Below are 16,711 nucleotides of genomic sequence, written 5' to 3'. Positions count from 1 at the left end.
AACGATGACCACCACCGTGAGACTGACCGTCAGCCAGGCGCTCGTGCGCTACCTGGCCGCCCTGCGCGCCGAAGTCGTCCAGCCAGACGGCCGCACCGAGATCCTGCCGTACTGCGGCGGCGTGTTCGCGATCTTCGGCCACGGCAACGTCGCCGGGCTCGGCGAGGCGCTGCACGCCGAGAAGGACCGTCTGCCGACGCTGCGCGCGCATAACGAGCAAGGGATGGCGAATGCGGCCGTCGCGTTCGCGAAGGCCAACTTCCGCCAGCGGATGATGGCCGCGACGTCGAGCATCGGCCCCGGCGCGACCAACATGCTGACCTCCGCCGCGCTCGCGCACGTCGGCCGGCTGCCGCTGTTGCTGCTGCCCGGCGACGTGTTCGTATCGCGGCTGCCCGACCCGGTGCTGCAGCAGGTCGAGGATTTCGAGCAGGGCGACCTCAGCGCGAACGACTGCTTCCGGCCGGTGACGCGCTACTTCGACCGGATCACGTCGCCCGAGCAGTTGCTCGTCGCGCTGCCGCGCGCGATCCAGGTGATGACCGATCCCGCCCAGTGCGGGCCCGTGTGTCTCGCGCTGCCGCAGGACGTGCAGACCTTCGCATACGACTGGCCCGAGGATTTCTTCGCGCCGCCGGTGATCCGGATGCGCCGGCCGCCGGCCGACGCGCTCGAGCTCGCGGAAGCGCTCGACGTGCTGAAGGCTGCGAAGAAACCGCTGATCGTCGCCGGCGGCGGCGTGCTGTACAGCCAGGCGTGGGACGCGCTGCGCGCGTTCGCGGATACGCACGGCGTGCCGGTCACCGAATCGCAGGCCGGCAAGGGCAGCCTCGCGTGGGACCACCCGCTGAACCTCGGCTCGATCGGCGTGACGGGCTCGCCCGCCGCGAACCGCGCGGCCGCGCAGGCCGACGTGGTGCTCGCGGTCGGCACGCGCCTGCAGGACTTCACGACCGGCTCGCACGCGCTGTTCGGCCATGCGACGCTGCTGAGCCTGAACGTGCAGCCGTTCGACGCGGGCAAGAAGCGCGGCCGGCAATTGATCGCCGATGCGCGCACGGGGCTCGGCCAGTTGTCGGCCGCGCTCGCGGGCTGGCAAGCGGAGGCGGCGTGGACCGCCGCAAACCGCGACCAGGCCGCCGCGTGGCATGCGCGCGTGACCGAACTGACCACCCGCGTGCCGAAGGACACGCTGCCGTACGACGCGGAAGTGATCGGCGCGGTGCGCGACTCCGCGGCCGACGCGGGGCGCGACAGCGCGCGCGACGATCTCGTCGTGTGCGCGGCCGGCACGCTGCCGGCGGAGCTGCACAAGCTGTGGCGCAGCGGCATGCCGGGCAACTATCACATGGACTATGCGTACTCGTGCATGGGCTACGAGGTCGCGGGCGGCCTCGGCGCGAAACTCGCGCGGCCCGAGCGCGAAGTGATCGTGATCGTCGGCGACGGCTCGTACATGATGCTCAACGCGGAGCTCGCGACGTCCGTGATGCTCGGCCGCAAGATCATCGTCGTGATCCTCGACAACCGCGGCTACGGCTGCATCGAGCGGCTGCAACTGAATTGCGGCGGCGCGAGCTTCAACAACATGCTCGACGACTGCGTGCCCGAAGGCGGCGAACGCTCGACGATCGACTTCGCGATGCATGCGCGCGCGATGGGCGCCGAAGCCGTGCACGTGCGCGACGTGGGCGAATTGCGCCGCGAAATGAAGCGTGCGCGCGCGGCGAAGACGAGCCAGGTGCTCGTGATCGACACGACGCACGCGCGCACGACCGCGGACGGCGGCGCATGGTGGGAAGTCGCGGTGCCGCAGGTGTCCGCGCGCGCCGGCGTCGAACGCGCGCACCAGACGTATCTCGACGAGAAAACCCGGCAGCGGCGCTGATTCGTTTCCCTGCCCCGCCCCGCGAAAACAACATTCGAACCAAGGAAGCACGTCATGAGCTGGAACGTTCGCATCGGTATCAATCCCCTGTCGTGGATGAACGACGACCTGCCGTCGCTCGGCGGCGAGACGCCGCTCGAGACGGCGCTGAAGGAAGGCGCCGAGATCGGCTATGCGGGCTTCGAGCTCGGCAACAAGTTCCCGAAGACCGGCCCCGAGTTGAAGGCGAAGCTCGCCGAGTTCGGGCTCGTGTGCGTGTCGGGCTGGTATTCGGGCTTCCTCGCGGAAGTCGCGCCGGGCATGAGCGATGCCGACGCGCTCGCCGCCGAGATCGAGCGCTGCCGCGCGCACATGACGAAGCTGCAGATCAACGACGTGAAGGTCGTGGTGTACGGCGAATGCGCGGGCACGATCCAGGGCAGCATCGACACGCCGGTCGCGAAGCGGCCACGCTTCGTCGACGATGAATCCTGGCGGCGCTACGCGGCACGCCTCGACGCATTCGGCGCACACCTGCTCGAGACCTACGGGATCAAGCTCGCCTACCATCACCACATGGGCGCGTACGTCGAATCGCCGGACGACGTCGACCGCCTGATGGCGCTGACCGATCCCGCGAAGGTATTCCTGCTGTTCGACACGGGCCATGCGTACTTCGGCGGCGCGGCCGATCCGGTCGCACTGTTGAAGAAGCACGTGGCACGCGTCGTGCACGTGCATTGCAAGGACGTGCGCCCGCAGGTCGTCACGCAGGCGCGCAACGGCGGCTGGAGCTTCCTGAACGGCGTGATCAACGGCACCTTCACGGTGCCGGGCGACGGTGCGCTCGATTACGAAGCGACGCTGCGCACGCTGAAGGACGCCGGCTACGAAGGCTGGCTCGTCGTCGAGGCCGAGCAGGACCCGGCCGTCGCGCCGAGCTATCAGTATGCGAAGAAGGGCTACGAGTCGCTGCGCGCGATCGTCGACCGATTGAGCGCGTGAGCCCTGTCATCTCATCGAGGACCCTCACCCCATGACGATTTCTCCCCTGCTGGTCAAGGCATCCGCCGACCGCGAAATCTGCAACGTGACGCCCGAGTCGGCCGGCTGGAAACACGTCGGCTTTCGCGCGCTGCGCCTGAAGGCCGGCGACACCGAAACGCTCGACACCGGCGCGCGCGAACTGTGCGTCGTCGTGCTCACCGGCACGCTGCGTGCCGAAGTCGACGGCGAAACCTACGACGCGCTCGGCAAGCGCGACAGCGTGTTCGAGGAAGTATCGCCGGACGCGCTGTATGTGCCGGGCGGCAAGACCGTCACGCTGGTCGCGACGCGCGACGCGGAAGTCGCGCTGTGCACCGCGCCTTACGCGAGCGGCGACAAGCGCGTGCAGCGCCTCGACGGCGAACGGATGCGCCGCGCGGTGCGCGGACAAGGCACCAACACGCGCTACGTGTGCGACATCCTGATGGGCGACAACCCGGCTGCCGACCGGTTGCTCGTCGTCGAAGTGATCACGCCCGCGAGCCATTCGAGCAGCTATCCGCCGCACAAGCACGATCGCGATGCGGCGCCCGACGAAACGTCGCTCGAGGAAACCTATTACCACCGGATCGATCCGCCGCAGGGCTTCGCGTTCCAGCGCGTGTACACGGACGATCGCAGCCTCGACGAAGCGTGCGCGGTCGAGAACCACGACGTCGTGATGGTGCCGCGCGGCTACCACCCGGTCGTCGCGCCGCACGGCTACAACCTGTATTACCTGAACGTGATGGCCGGGCCGAGCCGCGCGTGGGCGTTCAGGAACGATCCCGCGCACGAATGGATGCTCGACGCGGCGCCCAAGCGCTGACGGTTTGATGCGCTGAACGATCGACGGCCGGCGCGCGACGCAGCACGCGCGCGCACGAGCCGGACTTGCGACGACACGGAGCCGCCATGGCAATCCCCTTCCCGCGCTTCGCACCCACGCCCTTCCGCGACCCAGCGTCGGCGCCGATGCTGCCGCGCTTCGATGCCGACGTCGCACGCCGGCTCGGCGACATCGCGGTCAATCTCGCATCGCGCCGCGGGCTGCCGATCGCGGTCGGCATCGCCGGTGAAACCGCACCGCTGTTCTATTGCGCGCTCGACGGCAGCCGCGCGGACGACAGCGACGCGATCCGCCGCCGGCAGAACACGGTGTTCCGTTTCGGCGCCAGCTCGCTCGAGGTCGGCGCGCGCTTTCGCCGCGCCGGATGGTCGTTGCAGTCGCAGGGATTGTCGGACGCCGACTATGCGCTCGACGGCGGCGGCGTGCCATTGCGGCTTGCCGGCGGCGGGATCGTCGGCGCGATGACGATCGCAGGGCTCGACGACGAACGCGACCACGCGCTCGTCGTCGAGAGCCTGCGCTGGCATGTGGGCGCGAACGCGCTCGCGATGATCGCGTAGCGGCGCGCGCCGACTCGCCCGGTCAGTGCAGCCCGCCGCTCGCGACGAGGCGCTCGCCGGTCATCCAGCGTGCATCGTCCGACGCGAGGAACACGGCGACCGACGCGATGTCGTCCGGCTCGCCGAGGCGGCCGAGCGGCGTCTCGCTGCGCACCTGCCGGTCGAGGTCCGAGCCGATGATGCCCGCGCTGTGCGTGCCTTCGGTCACGATCATCCCCGGGTTGATCGCGTTCACGCGAATCTTGCGCGGGCCGAGCTCGAGCGCGAGCACGCCCGTGATCGCGTCGACGGCGCCCTTGGTGCCGCTGTACACGGCACTCGCGGGTGGCGTGATGCTCGTCACCACCGAGCTGATGTTGATGATGCTCGCGCCTTCGCCGAGATGCTTGACGGCCGCCTGCGTCGTCAGCAGCACGCCGAACACGTTCGTATCGAACTGCCGGCGATAGTGCTCTTCGGTGATCGCCTCGATCGGCGCGAATTCGTAGACGCCGGAATTGTTGACCAGCACGTCGAGACGGCCATAGGTCTCGATCGCGGTATCGACGATGCGCTGCGCGTCCGCTGCCTTCGACACGTCGCCGCCGACCGCGACCGCGCGGCCGCCCGCTTCGACGATCGCGCTCACGACGGCGTCGGCGCCGGCCTTGCTGCTCGCATAGTTGACGACGACCGACGCGCCTTCGGCGGCCAGCGCCTTCGCGATCGCGGCGCCGATACCCTTGGACCCGCCCGTGACGATCGCTACCTTGCCTGCCAGCTTGCTCATGATTTCATTCCTCAGTTGGAATACTTCGATGGATGGGTACCGGTCGCGTGTGTCGCGGCGCACCGGCCTTGCTGGCAATCTTCGCGATTAGCGCGGCGACGATAAAGCGGCTCGACGCGAATTGACTGGCGGGGTTTGCCGAACAATCGGCCGGCGTGAGGTCAGCCGGCACTCAACCACGCACTGACGACGTCGCCGCCGAGCCCGTCGAGCGCGCCGTCGTAGACGATCCGACCCCGGCCCATGACCGCGACGCGCTGCGCAAGCCGCGGCGCGAGCTGCAGCCGCTGCTCGATCAGCAGGATCGCGACGCCGTCGGCCTGCAGCGCGGCGAGACACGCGCCGACCTCGTCGACGGCCAGCGGCGCGAGCCCTTCAGCCGGTTCGTCGACGATCAGCACGCGCGGGCGGCCCGCGAGCGCGCGCACCAGCGCGAGCACCTGCTGTTCGCCACCGGACAGCCGCCCTGCCTTCACGTCCGCGCGCGCGGCCAGCAGCGGAAAGCGTGCGAACAACGAGTCGAGCGCGGTGCGTTCGGCCGCGCCGCGTGCCCCGCGCAGCCCGAGCCGCAGGTTGTCGCGCACGCTCAGCAGCGGAAACACGTCGCGGCTTTCGGCGACGTAGGCAACGCCGCGTCGCGCGATCTCGAACGTGCGGGCGCCCGCGCATTCGATTTCGGCGATGCGCACCGAGCCCGCGGTGCGCACGAGCCCCATCACGGCCTTCGCGAGCGTCGAGCGGCCCGAGCCGTTGCGGCCGAGCAGCGCGAGCGTCTCGCCCGGCGCGAGCGCGAGATCGACGCCGTCGAGCACGGGCTGCATCCCGTACCACGCGCGCAGGCCGCGAATGTCGAGCAGCGCGCTCATGCGTCCTCGCCGAGATAGGCGGCGCGCACGGCCCGGTCCGCGCGGATCGCGTCCGGCGCCCCGGTCGCGACCACCGTGCCGCGCACGAGCACCGTGACGCGCTCGGCGAAGCCGAACACCGCATCCATGTCGTGCTCGATCATCAGCACCGTGCGGCCCTGCGTCGTCGCGCAGATCAGCGCGATCATCCGCGCGGCCTGGTCGCGGTTCATGCCGGCCGTCGGTTCGTCGAGCAGCAGCGTGCGCGCGCCGCTCGCGAGCGCGATGCCGAGATCGAGCGCGCGCTGTTCCGCGTAGCCGAGTTCGCCGGCCGGCGCGTCGCGCCGCGCATCGAGGCCGATGTCGTGCAGCACGCGCGCGGCCGCGCGATCGACCGACGCCGATTCGCGCAGCCGGTTCCACCAGCGCCGCCGCTCGTCCGGCGCATGCAGCGCCGCGCAGCGCAGGTTGTCGAACACGGAGAGCCGCGCGAACGCACTCGTCTGCTGGAAACTGCGGCCGATGCCGAGCCGGCTCGCGACGACCGGCCCGCGCCCGCGCAACTCGACGCCGTGCAGCACGACGCGTCCGCGCGTCGGCCGCGTCGCGCCGGCAATCACGCCGAACAGCGTCGACTTGCCCGCGCCGTTCGGCCCGATCAGCGCGTGACGCTCGCCGGCCGACACGTTCAGCTCGATACCGTCGAGCACGGTCTGCGCGCCGAAGCGCTGCACGATCCCGTGGAGCGCGATCGCGTTGCCGTTCATCGCTCGCCCTCCCGCTTGCCATGCCCGTGGTTCATCAGCCGCGCGCGCCAGCCCCACAGCAGCGTGCCGATGCCGGCCGCCGAGCACGCGACGACCCAGCCGGCCGGCGCATCGGCATCGATGCCCCACGCGCCGAATGCAGTGCCGGCGCCGTCGTCCTGCGCGAAGCGCCACGCATAGCCGAGCTCGGCCGCGCAGACGATCGCGACGCCCCAGAACACGCAGGCGCCGACACCGCACAGCACGCGCCAGCGCTCGGCGGCCGGCGCGTCGCGGCGCAACGCATGCACGAACGTCTGTGCGACGCCCGCGATCCCGCCGGGCGCCGCGACGAACAGCACGCCGAGATACAGCGCCCATGCACGCGACACGCCCGCGACGACCACGCTCAGCGCGGTCAGCACCACGGCACCGGCCGCCGGCCCGAAGAACGTGCCGGTACCACCGATCACCGCGGCGATCAGCACGGTCGCCGAGCGCGCCATCGACAGGCTGTCGGGCGTCGCGATCTCGACGTCGATCAGCGTCAGCGTGCCGGCGATACCCGCGAAGAACGACGCGCAGGTGACAATCGCGAGCCGCACGCGGCGCGGCTCGGTGCCGAGCGCCGCCACGCGCGCGGGGTTGTCGCGCACCGCGTTCGCGAGCCGCGCGAGCGGCGTGCGCGTCAGCGCGCGCATCGCCAGCGCCGACACGATGCACCACGCGGCGATCACCGCGTAGGCCTGCGCCGGCGCGCCGAACTGCCAGCCGCCCCATGGCGTGCCGCTCGCGCGGTCGATCGGCACGCCGCCGAGGCCGCCGAACCATGCGGGCACGCTCCATGCGGCGGCCGCGACGCATTCGCCGAGACCGAGCGTGATCATCGCGAACACGGTGCCCGCGCGGCGTGTCGCAAGCAGGCCGGCCATGAACCCGAAGCCGGCGCCTGCCACGCCGCCGACGAGCGGCAGCAGCGGCAACGGGCCGCCGACACGATTGAACCAGTGCGCGGCGGCGAATGCGCCGAGGCCCGCGAACGCGGCGTGGCCGAACGACAGCAGCCCCGTCGTGCCGAGCTGCAGGTTGTACGACAGCGCGAGCACGACGAGCGCGGCCGTCTGCGCGAGATAGCCGAGCACCGCGCCATGCGGCCACAGCCACGCGGGCAGCGCGACGCACGCGGCGAACAGCACCCAGCGCAGCGCGCCGGCCCGCGCGCGGCTATCCATCGACACGCTCGCCGAACAAGCCGCGCGGACGGGCGACCAGCACCGCGACGAGCAGCAGGTACGGAACCAGCGGGGCGAGCTGCGCGATCGATACGGCCGCGACGCTGTCGGGCAGCGCGACGCCCGCCCGTTGCGCGAGGTCGCGCAGCGACGTGTCGCTGGACGCCGCGAAGGTCTGCGCGAAGCCGACCGCGAGCGACGCGACGAACGCACCGCCGAGCGAACCGAGCCCGCCGATCACGACCACCGCGAACACCACCGACCCGACCGTCTCGGCCAGCGCCGGTTCGATCACCGCGAGCGGCGCGCCGATCACGCCGGCCAGCGCCGCGAGCGCGGTGCCCGCGCCGAACAGGCCCGTCATCACGCGCGGTACGTCGTAGCCGAGCGCCTCGACGGCCGCGCGGTGCGTGAGCGCGGCGCGCACGACGAGCCCGATGCGCGACACGCGCAGCAGCGCGCCGAGCGCAACCAGCATCGCCGTGGACATCGTCATCATGAAGAGCCGGTAGCGCGGCAGCGCGAGGCCGAACGCGGTCACCGGCGCGCCGTCGAACAGCGGCGGCACCGGGGCCGGCAGCGGCGTGAGGCCCCACAGGAGTTTCGCGCCCTCGCCGATCAGGTAGGCGAGGCCGAAGGTCAGCAGCAGTTCGCTCGTATGGCCGCCGCGCGCCTGCACGCGGCGCAGCAGCCAGCGCTCGCAGCCGGCGCCCAGCAGCCCGACGGCGAGCGGCGCGAGCACCAGCGCGGGCCAGAAACCCGCACCGGCCGCGATGCTGTAGCCGACGTACGCGCCGAGCATGTAGAAGCTCGCATGCGCGAAGTTGAGCACGCCCTGCACGCTGAAGATCAGCGTCAGGCCGGCCGACAGCATGAACAGCAGCAACCCGTAGCTGAGGCCGTTGAACGCCTGGAGCGCGAACGCGTGCACCGCCGTGCGCCTGTCAGCCGGCGAGCGGTTCGAGCGCCGCGCGCAGCGCGTCCGGCAGCGGCACCGGGCGGCGCGTGCCGCGATCGACGTACACGTGCACGAAATGCCCCTGCGCCGCCGGCGAGAGCTCCCCTGCCGCGAACAGCCCGATCTCGTAGCGCACGCTCGACGTACCGAGCTTCGCGACGCGCAGCCCCGCGTCGACCGACTGCGGAAACACGAGCGGCGCGAAGTAGTTGCATTGCGTCTCGACCACGAGCCCAATCGTCTGCCCGTGCTCGACGTCGAGCACGCCCGCGCGGATCAGGTATTCGTTCACGACGGTGTCGAAGTAGCTGTAATAGACGACGTTGTTCACGTGTCCGTAGACGTCGTTGTCCATCCAGCGGGTCGTGATCGGCAGGAAGTGGCGATAGGCGTCGCGCGGACGCGGCTGCGGCTTGTCGGACATGGCGATGGCGGTCAGGACGAGTGGGACGCCGCGCGGCGGCCGCGCGGAACGGCATGCCGGGAAACGGCGCGGTGCCGCGACGCGAGCGTGCGCGGCGCGACGGATGAAATACCGGGAGCGGCGCGGGCCGTCACTGCCCCGCTCGATCGACGAATTCGAAATCGAGGCCGCGCGCGCGCATCCAGTCGGCCAGCGCGTAGCCGGTGCCGGCCCGCCACGGGCGCAGCCGCGGCGGATCGACGAGCCGGTATTCGAGCAGTTCCGGCGACAGCGCGACGGTGCCCGATGCGCGCACGTGGTACGCGATGATCAGCTCGTTCTTGCGGATGAATTCATAGACGCCGACGAGCGTGACCTGCTCGGCCTTCAGCGCGGTTTCCTCGAACACCTCGCGCGCGATGCCGTCCTCGGGCGTCTCGCCGTTCTCGAGGAAGCCGGTGATCAGCGCGAACATCCCTTCCGGCCAGGCCGCGTTGCGCGCGAGCAGGATCTTGCCGTCGAGTTCGACGATCGCGGCCACCACCGGCAGCGGGTTGTTCCAGTGCACGTAGCCGCACGCGTCGTCCGGGCAGGCACGGCGGACGCGGCCGCCCTCGTGTTCGGGATCGGCGCGCTCGGTCAGCGGGCTCGCGCAGCGCGGGCAAAAACGGTAGTCGGCGGTGGTCATCGATGGGGATCTGGCGGACGCCGGCGGCGGCCCGCAAGCCGCCTCGCGCCCGCTCGGCGCGGGAAAGGCTTCATTCTAGCGAGTTTGCCCGCGCCGCAGACGATCCGGCCCCGATCGCGTCAGGGTCGCGCGCGCCCGCGCGCGGCGGTCGCCGCGAAGCCGGCGGCCCCGACGAGCAATGCGCCCGCCGCGACCCACAGCGCCGGCGAGAACGACCCGAAACGCGCGGTCAGCGGCGCGGCGACGAGCGGACCGAGAATCTGCCCGACCCCGTACGACGCGGTCGCATAGCCCATCAGCCCGGCCGCGCGCTCGCCGTGCAGCCGCCGCGCCTCGCGCATCGCGAACAGCGTGATCGCGGTGAACGGCAGGCCGAGCAGCGCGCTGCCGACCGAGAAGCCGGCCGCGTTCGGCCACACGATGCCCGCCGCGATCCCGAGCGCCTGCGTCGCGCAGCCGGCGGCGAGCAGCAGCCGGTTGTCCCAGCGGGCGGGCAGCCGCGCGGCGGCGAGCGCGCCGACGATCAGCGCCGCGCCGAACATCGGCCAGAACAGGTCCGGCCACGGCGAACCGGCCGGCAGCGCGGCGCGCGCGATCACCGGCAGGAACGTCGCGGTGATGATGTAGCCGAAGCCCGGCATCCCGTACAGCAGGACGAGCCATGCGGCGTCGGCCCGATGGCGCCGCGCGTCGTGCGGTGCCGCGGCCGTTGCCGCCTGCCGGGCGGGCGCGGCCGGCGACGCAACTGCCGCCTGCGGCGCGCTGCCGAACGTGCGCCAGATCGCGACCGACAGCACCGCCGACAACGCCGCGAAGCCGAGCCAGCCAGGCGCCGCGCGATGGCCGGCCAGCGCGCTGCCGATCAGCCCCGTCAGCACGATGCCGACGCCTGGCCCCGCGTAGATCACCCCGCTCCATTCGGGCGCGTGCAGCTCGGCGAGCCGCCGCAGCCCCCATTGCGACACGAACACGAACGTCCATGCGCTGACGACGCCCGCGACGAAGCGCACCACGAGCCACACGGAGAGCAGATGGCCAACGCCCATCGCGGCGGTCAGCAGCACGGTGGCGACGAGCCCGAAGCGCACCATCCGCGCGGGCGCCACGCGCACCGCCGCGCAACTGACCGCGCCGATGAAATAGCCCGCGTAGTTCGCCGACGCGAGCCAGCTGCCGGCCTTCAGGCCGATCGAGCCGTCGGCGAGCATCAGCGGCAGCAGCGGCGTGAATGCGAAGCGGCCGACGCCGAGCGCGACCGCAAGCCCGATCATGCAGGCGAGCGCGGCCGCGCGGGCGCGGCGGTCGGCGTCATCGGACAAGTGCGCGCCGGCAACGGCGCTCGGAGCATCGGAACGGGACATGGCAGCGTGGGCCGTGCGCGATACGCGCCGGCCGGAACAGGAATCGGAATGCCGGTATCGTAGCTTGACCAAACGTTCTCGAAAAATGAATAATCAAGATTCCACATATCTCCCGGAGAGAATCATGGATCTGGCGGCGCTGGCGATTTTCCGGGCCGTCGTGCGCGAGAACGGCGTGACGCGCGCGGCAGCGAAGCTCCATCGCGTGCAGTCGAACGTGACGACGCGCATCAAGCAGCTCGAGGAGGAGCTCGGCGCCGCGCTGTTCGTGCGCGACGGCCGCCGGCTCGTGCTGACACCGGCCGGGCACACGCTGCTGCCGTACGCGGAGCGGCTGCTCGCGCTTGCCGACGAGGCACGCGACGCGGTGCGCGAGGATACGCCGCGCGGGCGGCTGCGGCTCGGCACGATGGAAAGCACGGCCGCGAGCCGGCTGCCGACCGTGCTCGCGCGCTATCACCATGCGTGGCCCGACGTGTCGCTGGAACTCGTGACGGGTACGACCGGCTGGCTGATCGACAAGGTACGCGACTTCGAGATCGACGCGGCGCTGTTCGCGCGTCCGCCCGCGCCGGACACGCTGCCCGACACGTTCGAGATGGTGCCGATCTTCCGCGAGGACCTGGTGCTGCTGACGCCGCGCGGCCATCCGCCGGTGCGCACGCCGCGCGACGTGATCCTGCCGACGCTGATCGCGTTCGAGCGCGGCTGCACGTACCGGAAGTACGTCGAGCAATGGTATGCGGCACACGGGATGAAACCCGCGCGCGTGCTCGAACTCGGCTCGTATCACGCGATCGTCGCGTGCGTCGCGGCCGGCGCGGGCATCGCGGTCGCGCCGCGCTCGGTGCTCGACCTGCAGCCCGAGACCGGCAACGTCACGGCCCACACGATCGCCGAGCTCGAAGGGATCGATACGGTGCTCGCGTGGCGGCAGGGCTACGCGTCGGCGGCGCTGGCGGCGCTGCGCGATGCGTTGGGCGACGCTGCGCGGGAGACGGTAGATGCGGTGAAATCGCGCGTGGCGACGCCGGTTTGAGGCGGATGGGTGGGCCCGTTCCCAGTACTCGGAACCCGCTCCAATCGCACGTAAACACAAAACGACCCGACCGGCACATCTGCCGATCGGGTCGTTTTTTCGTGAGATGCGATCCGGTCAACGAAACCGCATCGCCTCAGCCGTGACGATCAAAGACGCTCTTCGACCCAGCCCTTCACGCCCGCGAGCGCGCCCGGCAGGTTCGCCGGTTCCGTGCCGCCTGCCTGCGCCATGTCCGGACGGCCGCCGCCCTTGCCGCCGACCTGCTGCGCGACGAAGTTCACGAGCTCGCCGGCCTTGACCTTCTTGCTCGCATCCGGCGTGACGCCCGCGATCAGGCTGACCTTGCCGCCTTCGATGGCCGCCAGCACGATCGCCGCGCTCTTCAGCTTGTCCTTCAGCTTGTCGACCGTCTCGCGCAGCGTCTTCGCGTCCGCGCCGTCGAGCGTCGCCGCCAGCACGTACACGCCGCCGACTTCGATGGCCTGCTGCGCGAGCTCGTCGCCCTGGCTCGATGCGAGCTTCGACTTCAACGCGCCCAGTTCCTTCTCGAGCGACTTCACCTGATCCTGCACCTGCGCGATGCGCTGGGTGAGCTCCGACGGCTGCGCCTTCAGCGCGGCAGCCGCTTCGTTTACGCGCGCGTCGAGTTCCTGCACGTAGCGCACCGCGTTGTCGCCGGTGATCGCCTCGACGCGGCGGATGCCGGCCGCGACGCCGCCTTCGACGACGATCTTGAACAAGCCGATGTCGCCGGTGCGATGCACGTGCGTCCCGCCGCACAGTTCGCGCGAGAAGCCGAGGTCGAGCACGCGCACTTCGTCGCCATACTTCTCGCCGAACAGCGCCATCGCGCCGCCCTTCACCGCTTCGTCGTACGGCATCACGCGCACGATACCCGGCGCGTTCGCGAGGACTTCGTCGTTGACGATCTGCTCGACGCGACGGATTTCGTCGTCGGTCAGCGGAGCGTTGTGCGCGAAGTCGAAGCGGGTTTTCTCCGCATCGACGAGCGAACCCTTCTGCTGCACGTGCGCGCCGAGCACTTCACGCAGCGCCTTGTGCATCAGGTGGGTGGCCGAGTGGTTGCGCTGCGTGCGCGCGCGGCGGCGCGCGTCGATTTCCGCGCGCAGCACGTCGCCGATCTTCAGCGTGCCCTGCTCCAGCGTGCCGTGGTGGCCGATCACGTCGGCCTGCACCTTCAGCGTGTCGGCCACCGCGAAGCGCGTCGCGGCGTTCGCGAGCACGCCCTGGTCGCCGACCTGGCCGCCCGATTCCGCATAGAACGGCGTGTGGTCGAGCACGACGACCGCATCCTGGCCGACCTTCACTTCGTTGACCGACGAACCGTCGACGTACAGCGCGACGACCTTCGCGTCGTCGAACGCGATTTCCTCGTAACCGTGGAAGGTGGTCTTCGCACCCGTGTAGTCAAGGCCCTGTGCAGCCTTGAACTTGCCGGCCGCGCGCGCCTGCTCGCGCTGGCGCGCCATCGCGTCGTCGAACGCCGGCTCGTCGACCGTCATCCCGCGCTCGCGGCACACGTCGGCCGTGAGGTCGAGCGGGAAGCCGTAGGTGTCGTGCAGCTTGAACGCGAGTTCGCCGTCGAGCACCTTGCCGCCCTTCGCCTCGACGTCGGCGAGCGCGGCCTCGAGGATCGACATCCCGTGCTCGATCGTCTCGAAGAAGCGCTCTTCTTCCTGGCGCAGCACGTCGGTCACGCGCTGCTCGGCTTCCTTCAGCTCCGGATAGGCTGCGCCCATCTCGGCGACGAGGTCGGCCACCAGCTTGTGAAAGAACGAGCCCTTGCGGCCGAGCTTGTAGCCGTGGCGGATCGCGCGGCGCACGATGCGGCGCAGCACGTAGCCACGGCCTTCGTTGCCGGGAATCACGCCGTCGACGATCAGGAACGAGCACGCGCGGATGTGATCGGCGATCACCTTCAGCGAGTTGTTGGTGAGGTCGCTGATCTCGGTCACGCGCGCGGCGGCCTTGATCAGGTTCTGGAACAGGTCGATCTCGTAGTTGCTGTGCACGTGCTGCAGCACCGCGGCGAGGCGCTCGAGGCCCATGCCGGTGTCGACCGACTGCTTCGGCAGGCGCGTCATGTTGCCCTGCGCATCGCGGTTGAACTGCATGAACACGAGGTTCCAGATCTCGATGTAGCGGTCGCCGTCTTCTTCAGGCGATCCCGGCGGGCCGCCCCATACGTCCGGGCCGTGGTCGTAGAAGATTTCGGTGCACGGGCCGCACGGGCCGGTGTCGCCCATCGTCCAGAAGTTGTCCGACGCGTAGCGCGCGCCCTTGTTGTCGCCGATCCGGATGATCCGCTCGGCCGGCACGCCGACTTCCTTCGCCCAGATGTCGTACGCTTCGTCGTCTTCCTGGTAGACGGTGACCCACAGCTTTTCCTTCGGCAGCTGGTAGACCGTGGTCAGCAGCTCCCACGCGAAGCGGATCGCGTCGTGCTTGAAGTAGTCGCCGAACGAGAAGTTGCCGAGCATCTCGAAGAACGTGTGGTGGCGCGCCGTGTAGCCGACGTTCTCGAGGTCGTTGTGCTTGCCGCCCGCGCGCACGCTGCGCTGCGCCGTGGTGGCGCGCGAGTACGGACGCGGGTCCGTGCCGAGGAACACGTCCTTGAACTGGACCATGCCCGAGTTCGTGAACATCAGCGTGGGGTCGTTACCGGGCACGAGGCTCGACGAGCGGACGATCGTGTGGCCCTTCGATTCGAAGAATTTGAGGAATTTCTCGCGGATTTCGGCAGCTTTCATGGCGTGCGGGGAATGTCTGGCTGAGACGGCTTCAAACGCCGGCCGTCCTCGCGGACGCACGGCGGGCAAATATCGTAAACGGTCGATTATACGATACAGACCGGCTAAAGACCGGCCGCCCGGACGGCAGCGGCCCGCCGCGCCGGACGACCGGCCTGGGCCACCCGCGCGGCCGATTCGCCTTAAGATGCTCGGCATGCCAATCCGCCTTGCTCCGGCCGGGCGAGCCACAAAAGGAGACGATTCGACGATGGGTGCCCTGAGCCATATCCGCGTGCTGGACCTCACCCGCGTGCTCGCGGGCCCGTGGTGCGCGCAGACGCTTGCCGATTTCGGCGCGGACGTGATCAAGGTCGAGCGCCCCGGCGCCGGCGACGACACGCGCCACTGGGGGCCGCCGTACCTGAAGGACGCGACCGGCGCCGATACGGCCGAGGCCGCGTACTACCTCGCGGCGAACCGCAACAAGCGCTCGGTGACGGTCGACATCGCGACGCCCGAAGGCCAGCAGATCGTGCGCGAGCTCGCCGCGCAGAGCGACGTCGTGCTCGAGAACTACAAGGTCGGGCAGCTGAAGAAATACGGGCTCGACTACGAATCGCTGCGCGCGGTGAAGCCCGACCTCGTCTACTGCTCGGTCACGGGTTTCGGCCAGACGGGCCCGTACGCGCATCGCGCGGGCTACGACTTCATCGTCCAGGGCATCGGCGGCTTCATGAGCATCACCGGCGAGCGCGACAGCGAGCCGGGCGGCGGCCCGCAGAAGGCCGGCGTCGCGATCGCCGATCTCGCGACGGGCCTCTATTCGACGATCGCCGTGCTCGCCGCGCTCGCGCACCGCGATCGCACGGGCGAAGGTCAGTACATCGACATGGCGCTGCTCGACGTGCAGGTCGCGCTGCTCGCGAACATGAACACCAACTTCCTCGCGAGCGGCAAGCCGCCGGTGCGCTGGGGCAACGCGCATCCGAACATCGTGCCGTATCAGACGTTCCAGACGAGCGACGGCTGGATCATCGTCGCGGTCGGCAACGACGGGCAGTTCCGCAAGTTCGTCGAGGCCGGCGGCCGGCCCGAGCTGGCCGACGACGCACGGTTCGCGACGAATCCGTCGCGCGTGCGCCATCGCGACACGTTGGTGCCGATCCTCGCGGAGATGGTGAAGACACGCGGCAAGGCCGACTGGATCGGCGCGCTGGAAGCGGCCGGCGTGCCGTGCGGGCCGATCAACGAACTCGACGAAGTGTTCGACAACGAGCAGGTGGTCGCGCGCGGGATGCAGGTGTCGCTGCCGCACCCGTGCGGCGCGGACGTTAAGCTCGTGCGCAATCCGATCCGGATGAGCGCGACGCCGCCCGATGCGCGCACCGCCCCGCCGCTGCTCGGCGCGCAGACGGAAGACGTGCTGCGCGACATGCTCGGCTACGACGATGCGCGCATCGCGGCGCTGAAGGCGAAACAGGCGATCTGAGCGCACCGGCACGGCAGCCGCGCGGCGCCGTTAGGGCACGCGCGGCGATGTGCGCGGACGCGGCCTCGCAGCGGCCGGACCGATTGGCTGATCGGTCGACGCGAACGCGCGCCGACTCGCTG

15 protein-coding genes are annotated in these 16,711 nt (G+C 70.4%); 6 read left to right on the top strand and 9 right to left on the bottom strand.

Translation table 11 applies throughout. The annotated features are described in order from the left end of the window. The first annotated feature begins 4 nt into the window (after positions 1-4). The 4 genes from iolD to AC1Z3W_RS25990 all read left to right on the top strand — a co-directional run bounded on the left by iolD (position 5) and on the right by AC1Z3W_RS25990 (position 4,303). Entirely contained in the window at positions 5-1,888 is a 1,884-nt protein-coding gene (iolD, locus tag AC1Z3W_RS26005) for a 3D-(3,5/4)-trihydroxycyclohexane-1,2-dione acylhydrolase (decyclizing) (protein WP_057924497.1), read from the top strand. Between the two features lie 54 nt (positions 1,889-1,942). After that, the gene (gene iolE / locus AC1Z3W_RS26000; protein ID WP_057924251.1) at positions 1,943-2,872 is read left to right on the top strand and encodes a myo-inosose-2 dehydratase; all 930 of its coding nucleotides are present in this window, start codon (positions 1,943-1,945) and stop codon (positions 2,870-2,872) included. 31 nt (positions 2,873-2,903) lie between these two features. After that, entirely contained in the window at positions 2,904-3,722 is an 819-nt protein-coding gene (gene iolB / locus AC1Z3W_RS25995; RefSeq protein ID WP_483508764.1) for a 5-deoxy-glucuronate isomerase, read from the top strand. A gap of 86 nt (positions 3,723-3,808) precedes the next feature. Continuing rightward, entirely contained in the window at positions 3,809-4,303 is a 495-nt protein-coding gene (locus AC1Z3W_RS25990; protein ID WP_057924249.1) for a heme-degrading domain-containing protein, read from the top strand. A 22-nt stretch (positions 4,304-4,325) separates the two neighbouring features. On the opposite strand, the gene AC1Z3W_RS25985 is transcribed toward AC1Z3W_RS25990, so the two are convergent. The 8 genes from AC1Z3W_RS25985 to AC1Z3W_RS25950 all read right to left on the bottom strand — a co-directional run bounded on the left by AC1Z3W_RS25985 (position 4,326) and on the right by AC1Z3W_RS25950 (position 11,305). Then, positions 4,326-5,072 carry a glucose 1-dehydrogenase gene (locus AC1Z3W_RS25985; protein WP_124835170.1) on the bottom strand — a complete coding sequence of 249 codons (747 nt, stop codon included), beginning with the start codon at positions 5,070-5,072 and terminating at the stop codon, positions 4,326-4,328. A gap of 161 nt (positions 5,073-5,233) precedes the next feature. Beyond that, entirely contained in the window at positions 5,234-5,938 is a 705-nt protein-coding gene (locus tag AC1Z3W_RS25980) for an ABC transporter ATP-binding protein (protein WP_057924247.1), read from the bottom strand. After that, entirely contained in the window at positions 5,935-6,684 is a 750-nt protein-coding gene (locus AC1Z3W_RS25975; RefSeq protein ID WP_483508762.1) for an ABC transporter ATP-binding protein, read from the bottom strand. Before AC1Z3W_RS25975 ends, AC1Z3W_RS25980 begins: the two co-directional genes overlap by 4 nt. Further along, the gene (locus AC1Z3W_RS25970) at positions 6,681-7,895 is read right to left on the bottom strand and encodes a branched-chain amino acid ABC transporter permease (protein ID WP_483508761.1); all 1,215 of its coding nucleotides are present in this window, start codon (positions 7,893-7,895) and stop codon (positions 6,681-6,683) included. The genes AC1Z3W_RS25975 and AC1Z3W_RS25970 overlap by 4 nt, the downstream gene beginning before the upstream one ends. Then, complete coding sequence (locus tag AC1Z3W_RS25965; RefSeq protein ID WP_124835178.1) at positions 7,888-8,826, bottom strand: branched-chain amino acid ABC transporter permease; 939 nt, start codon at positions 8,824-8,826, stop codon at positions 7,888-7,890. The genes AC1Z3W_RS25970 and AC1Z3W_RS25965 overlap by 8 nt, the downstream gene beginning before the upstream one ends. Positions 8,827-8,839: 13 nt before the next feature. Then, complete coding sequence (locus tag AC1Z3W_RS25960; protein ID WP_124835180.1) at positions 8,840-9,277, bottom strand: acyl-CoA thioesterase; 438 nt, start codon at positions 9,275-9,277, stop codon at positions 8,840-8,842. A gap of 130 nt (positions 9,278-9,407) precedes the next feature. Beyond that, positions 9,408-9,944 (bottom strand): NUDIX domain-containing protein, encoded by a 537-nt coding sequence (locus AC1Z3W_RS25955; protein ID WP_006756026.1) that lies wholly within the window; start codon positions 9,942-9,944, stop codon positions 9,408-9,410. A 119-nt stretch (positions 9,945-10,063) separates the two neighbouring features. Continuing rightward, the gene (locus AC1Z3W_RS25950) at positions 10,064-11,305 is read right to left on the bottom strand and encodes a YbfB/YjiJ family MFS transporter (RefSeq protein WP_124835182.1); all 1,242 of its coding nucleotides are present in this window, start codon (positions 11,303-11,305) and stop codon (positions 10,064-10,066) included. 124 nt (positions 11,306-11,429) lie between these two features. Here AC1Z3W_RS25950 and AC1Z3W_RS25945 point away from each other — a divergent pair, with 124 nt between their 5' ends. Continuing rightward, entirely contained in the window at positions 11,430-12,344 is a 915-nt protein-coding gene (locus AC1Z3W_RS25945; RefSeq protein ID WP_057924241.1) for a LysR family transcriptional regulator, read from the top strand. Between the two features lie 149 nt (positions 12,345-12,493). Here AC1Z3W_RS25945 and alaS read toward each other — a convergent pair whose 3' ends face one another. Beyond that, positions 12,494-15,118, bottom strand: coding sequence for an alanine--tRNA ligase (gene alaS, locus AC1Z3W_RS25940; protein WP_057924240.1), 2,625 nt, complete (start codon positions 15,116-15,118; stop codon positions 12,494-12,496). A gap of 250 nt (positions 15,119-15,368) precedes the next feature. On the opposite strand from alaS, the gene AC1Z3W_RS25935 reads away from it, so the two are divergent. Beyond that, positions 15,369-16,589, top strand: a complete 1,221-nt coding sequence (locus tag AC1Z3W_RS25935) for a CaiB/BaiF CoA transferase family protein (protein WP_057924239.1) — start codon at positions 15,369-15,371, stop codon at positions 16,587-16,589. Positions 16,590-16,711 lie beyond the last annotated feature (122 nt).

This window comes from Burkholderia sp. 10_S31, assembly GCF_056930375.1.
Note: the sequence above shows the minus strand (reverse complement) of the source record. Positions and strands in the feature narration are given on the sequence as shown.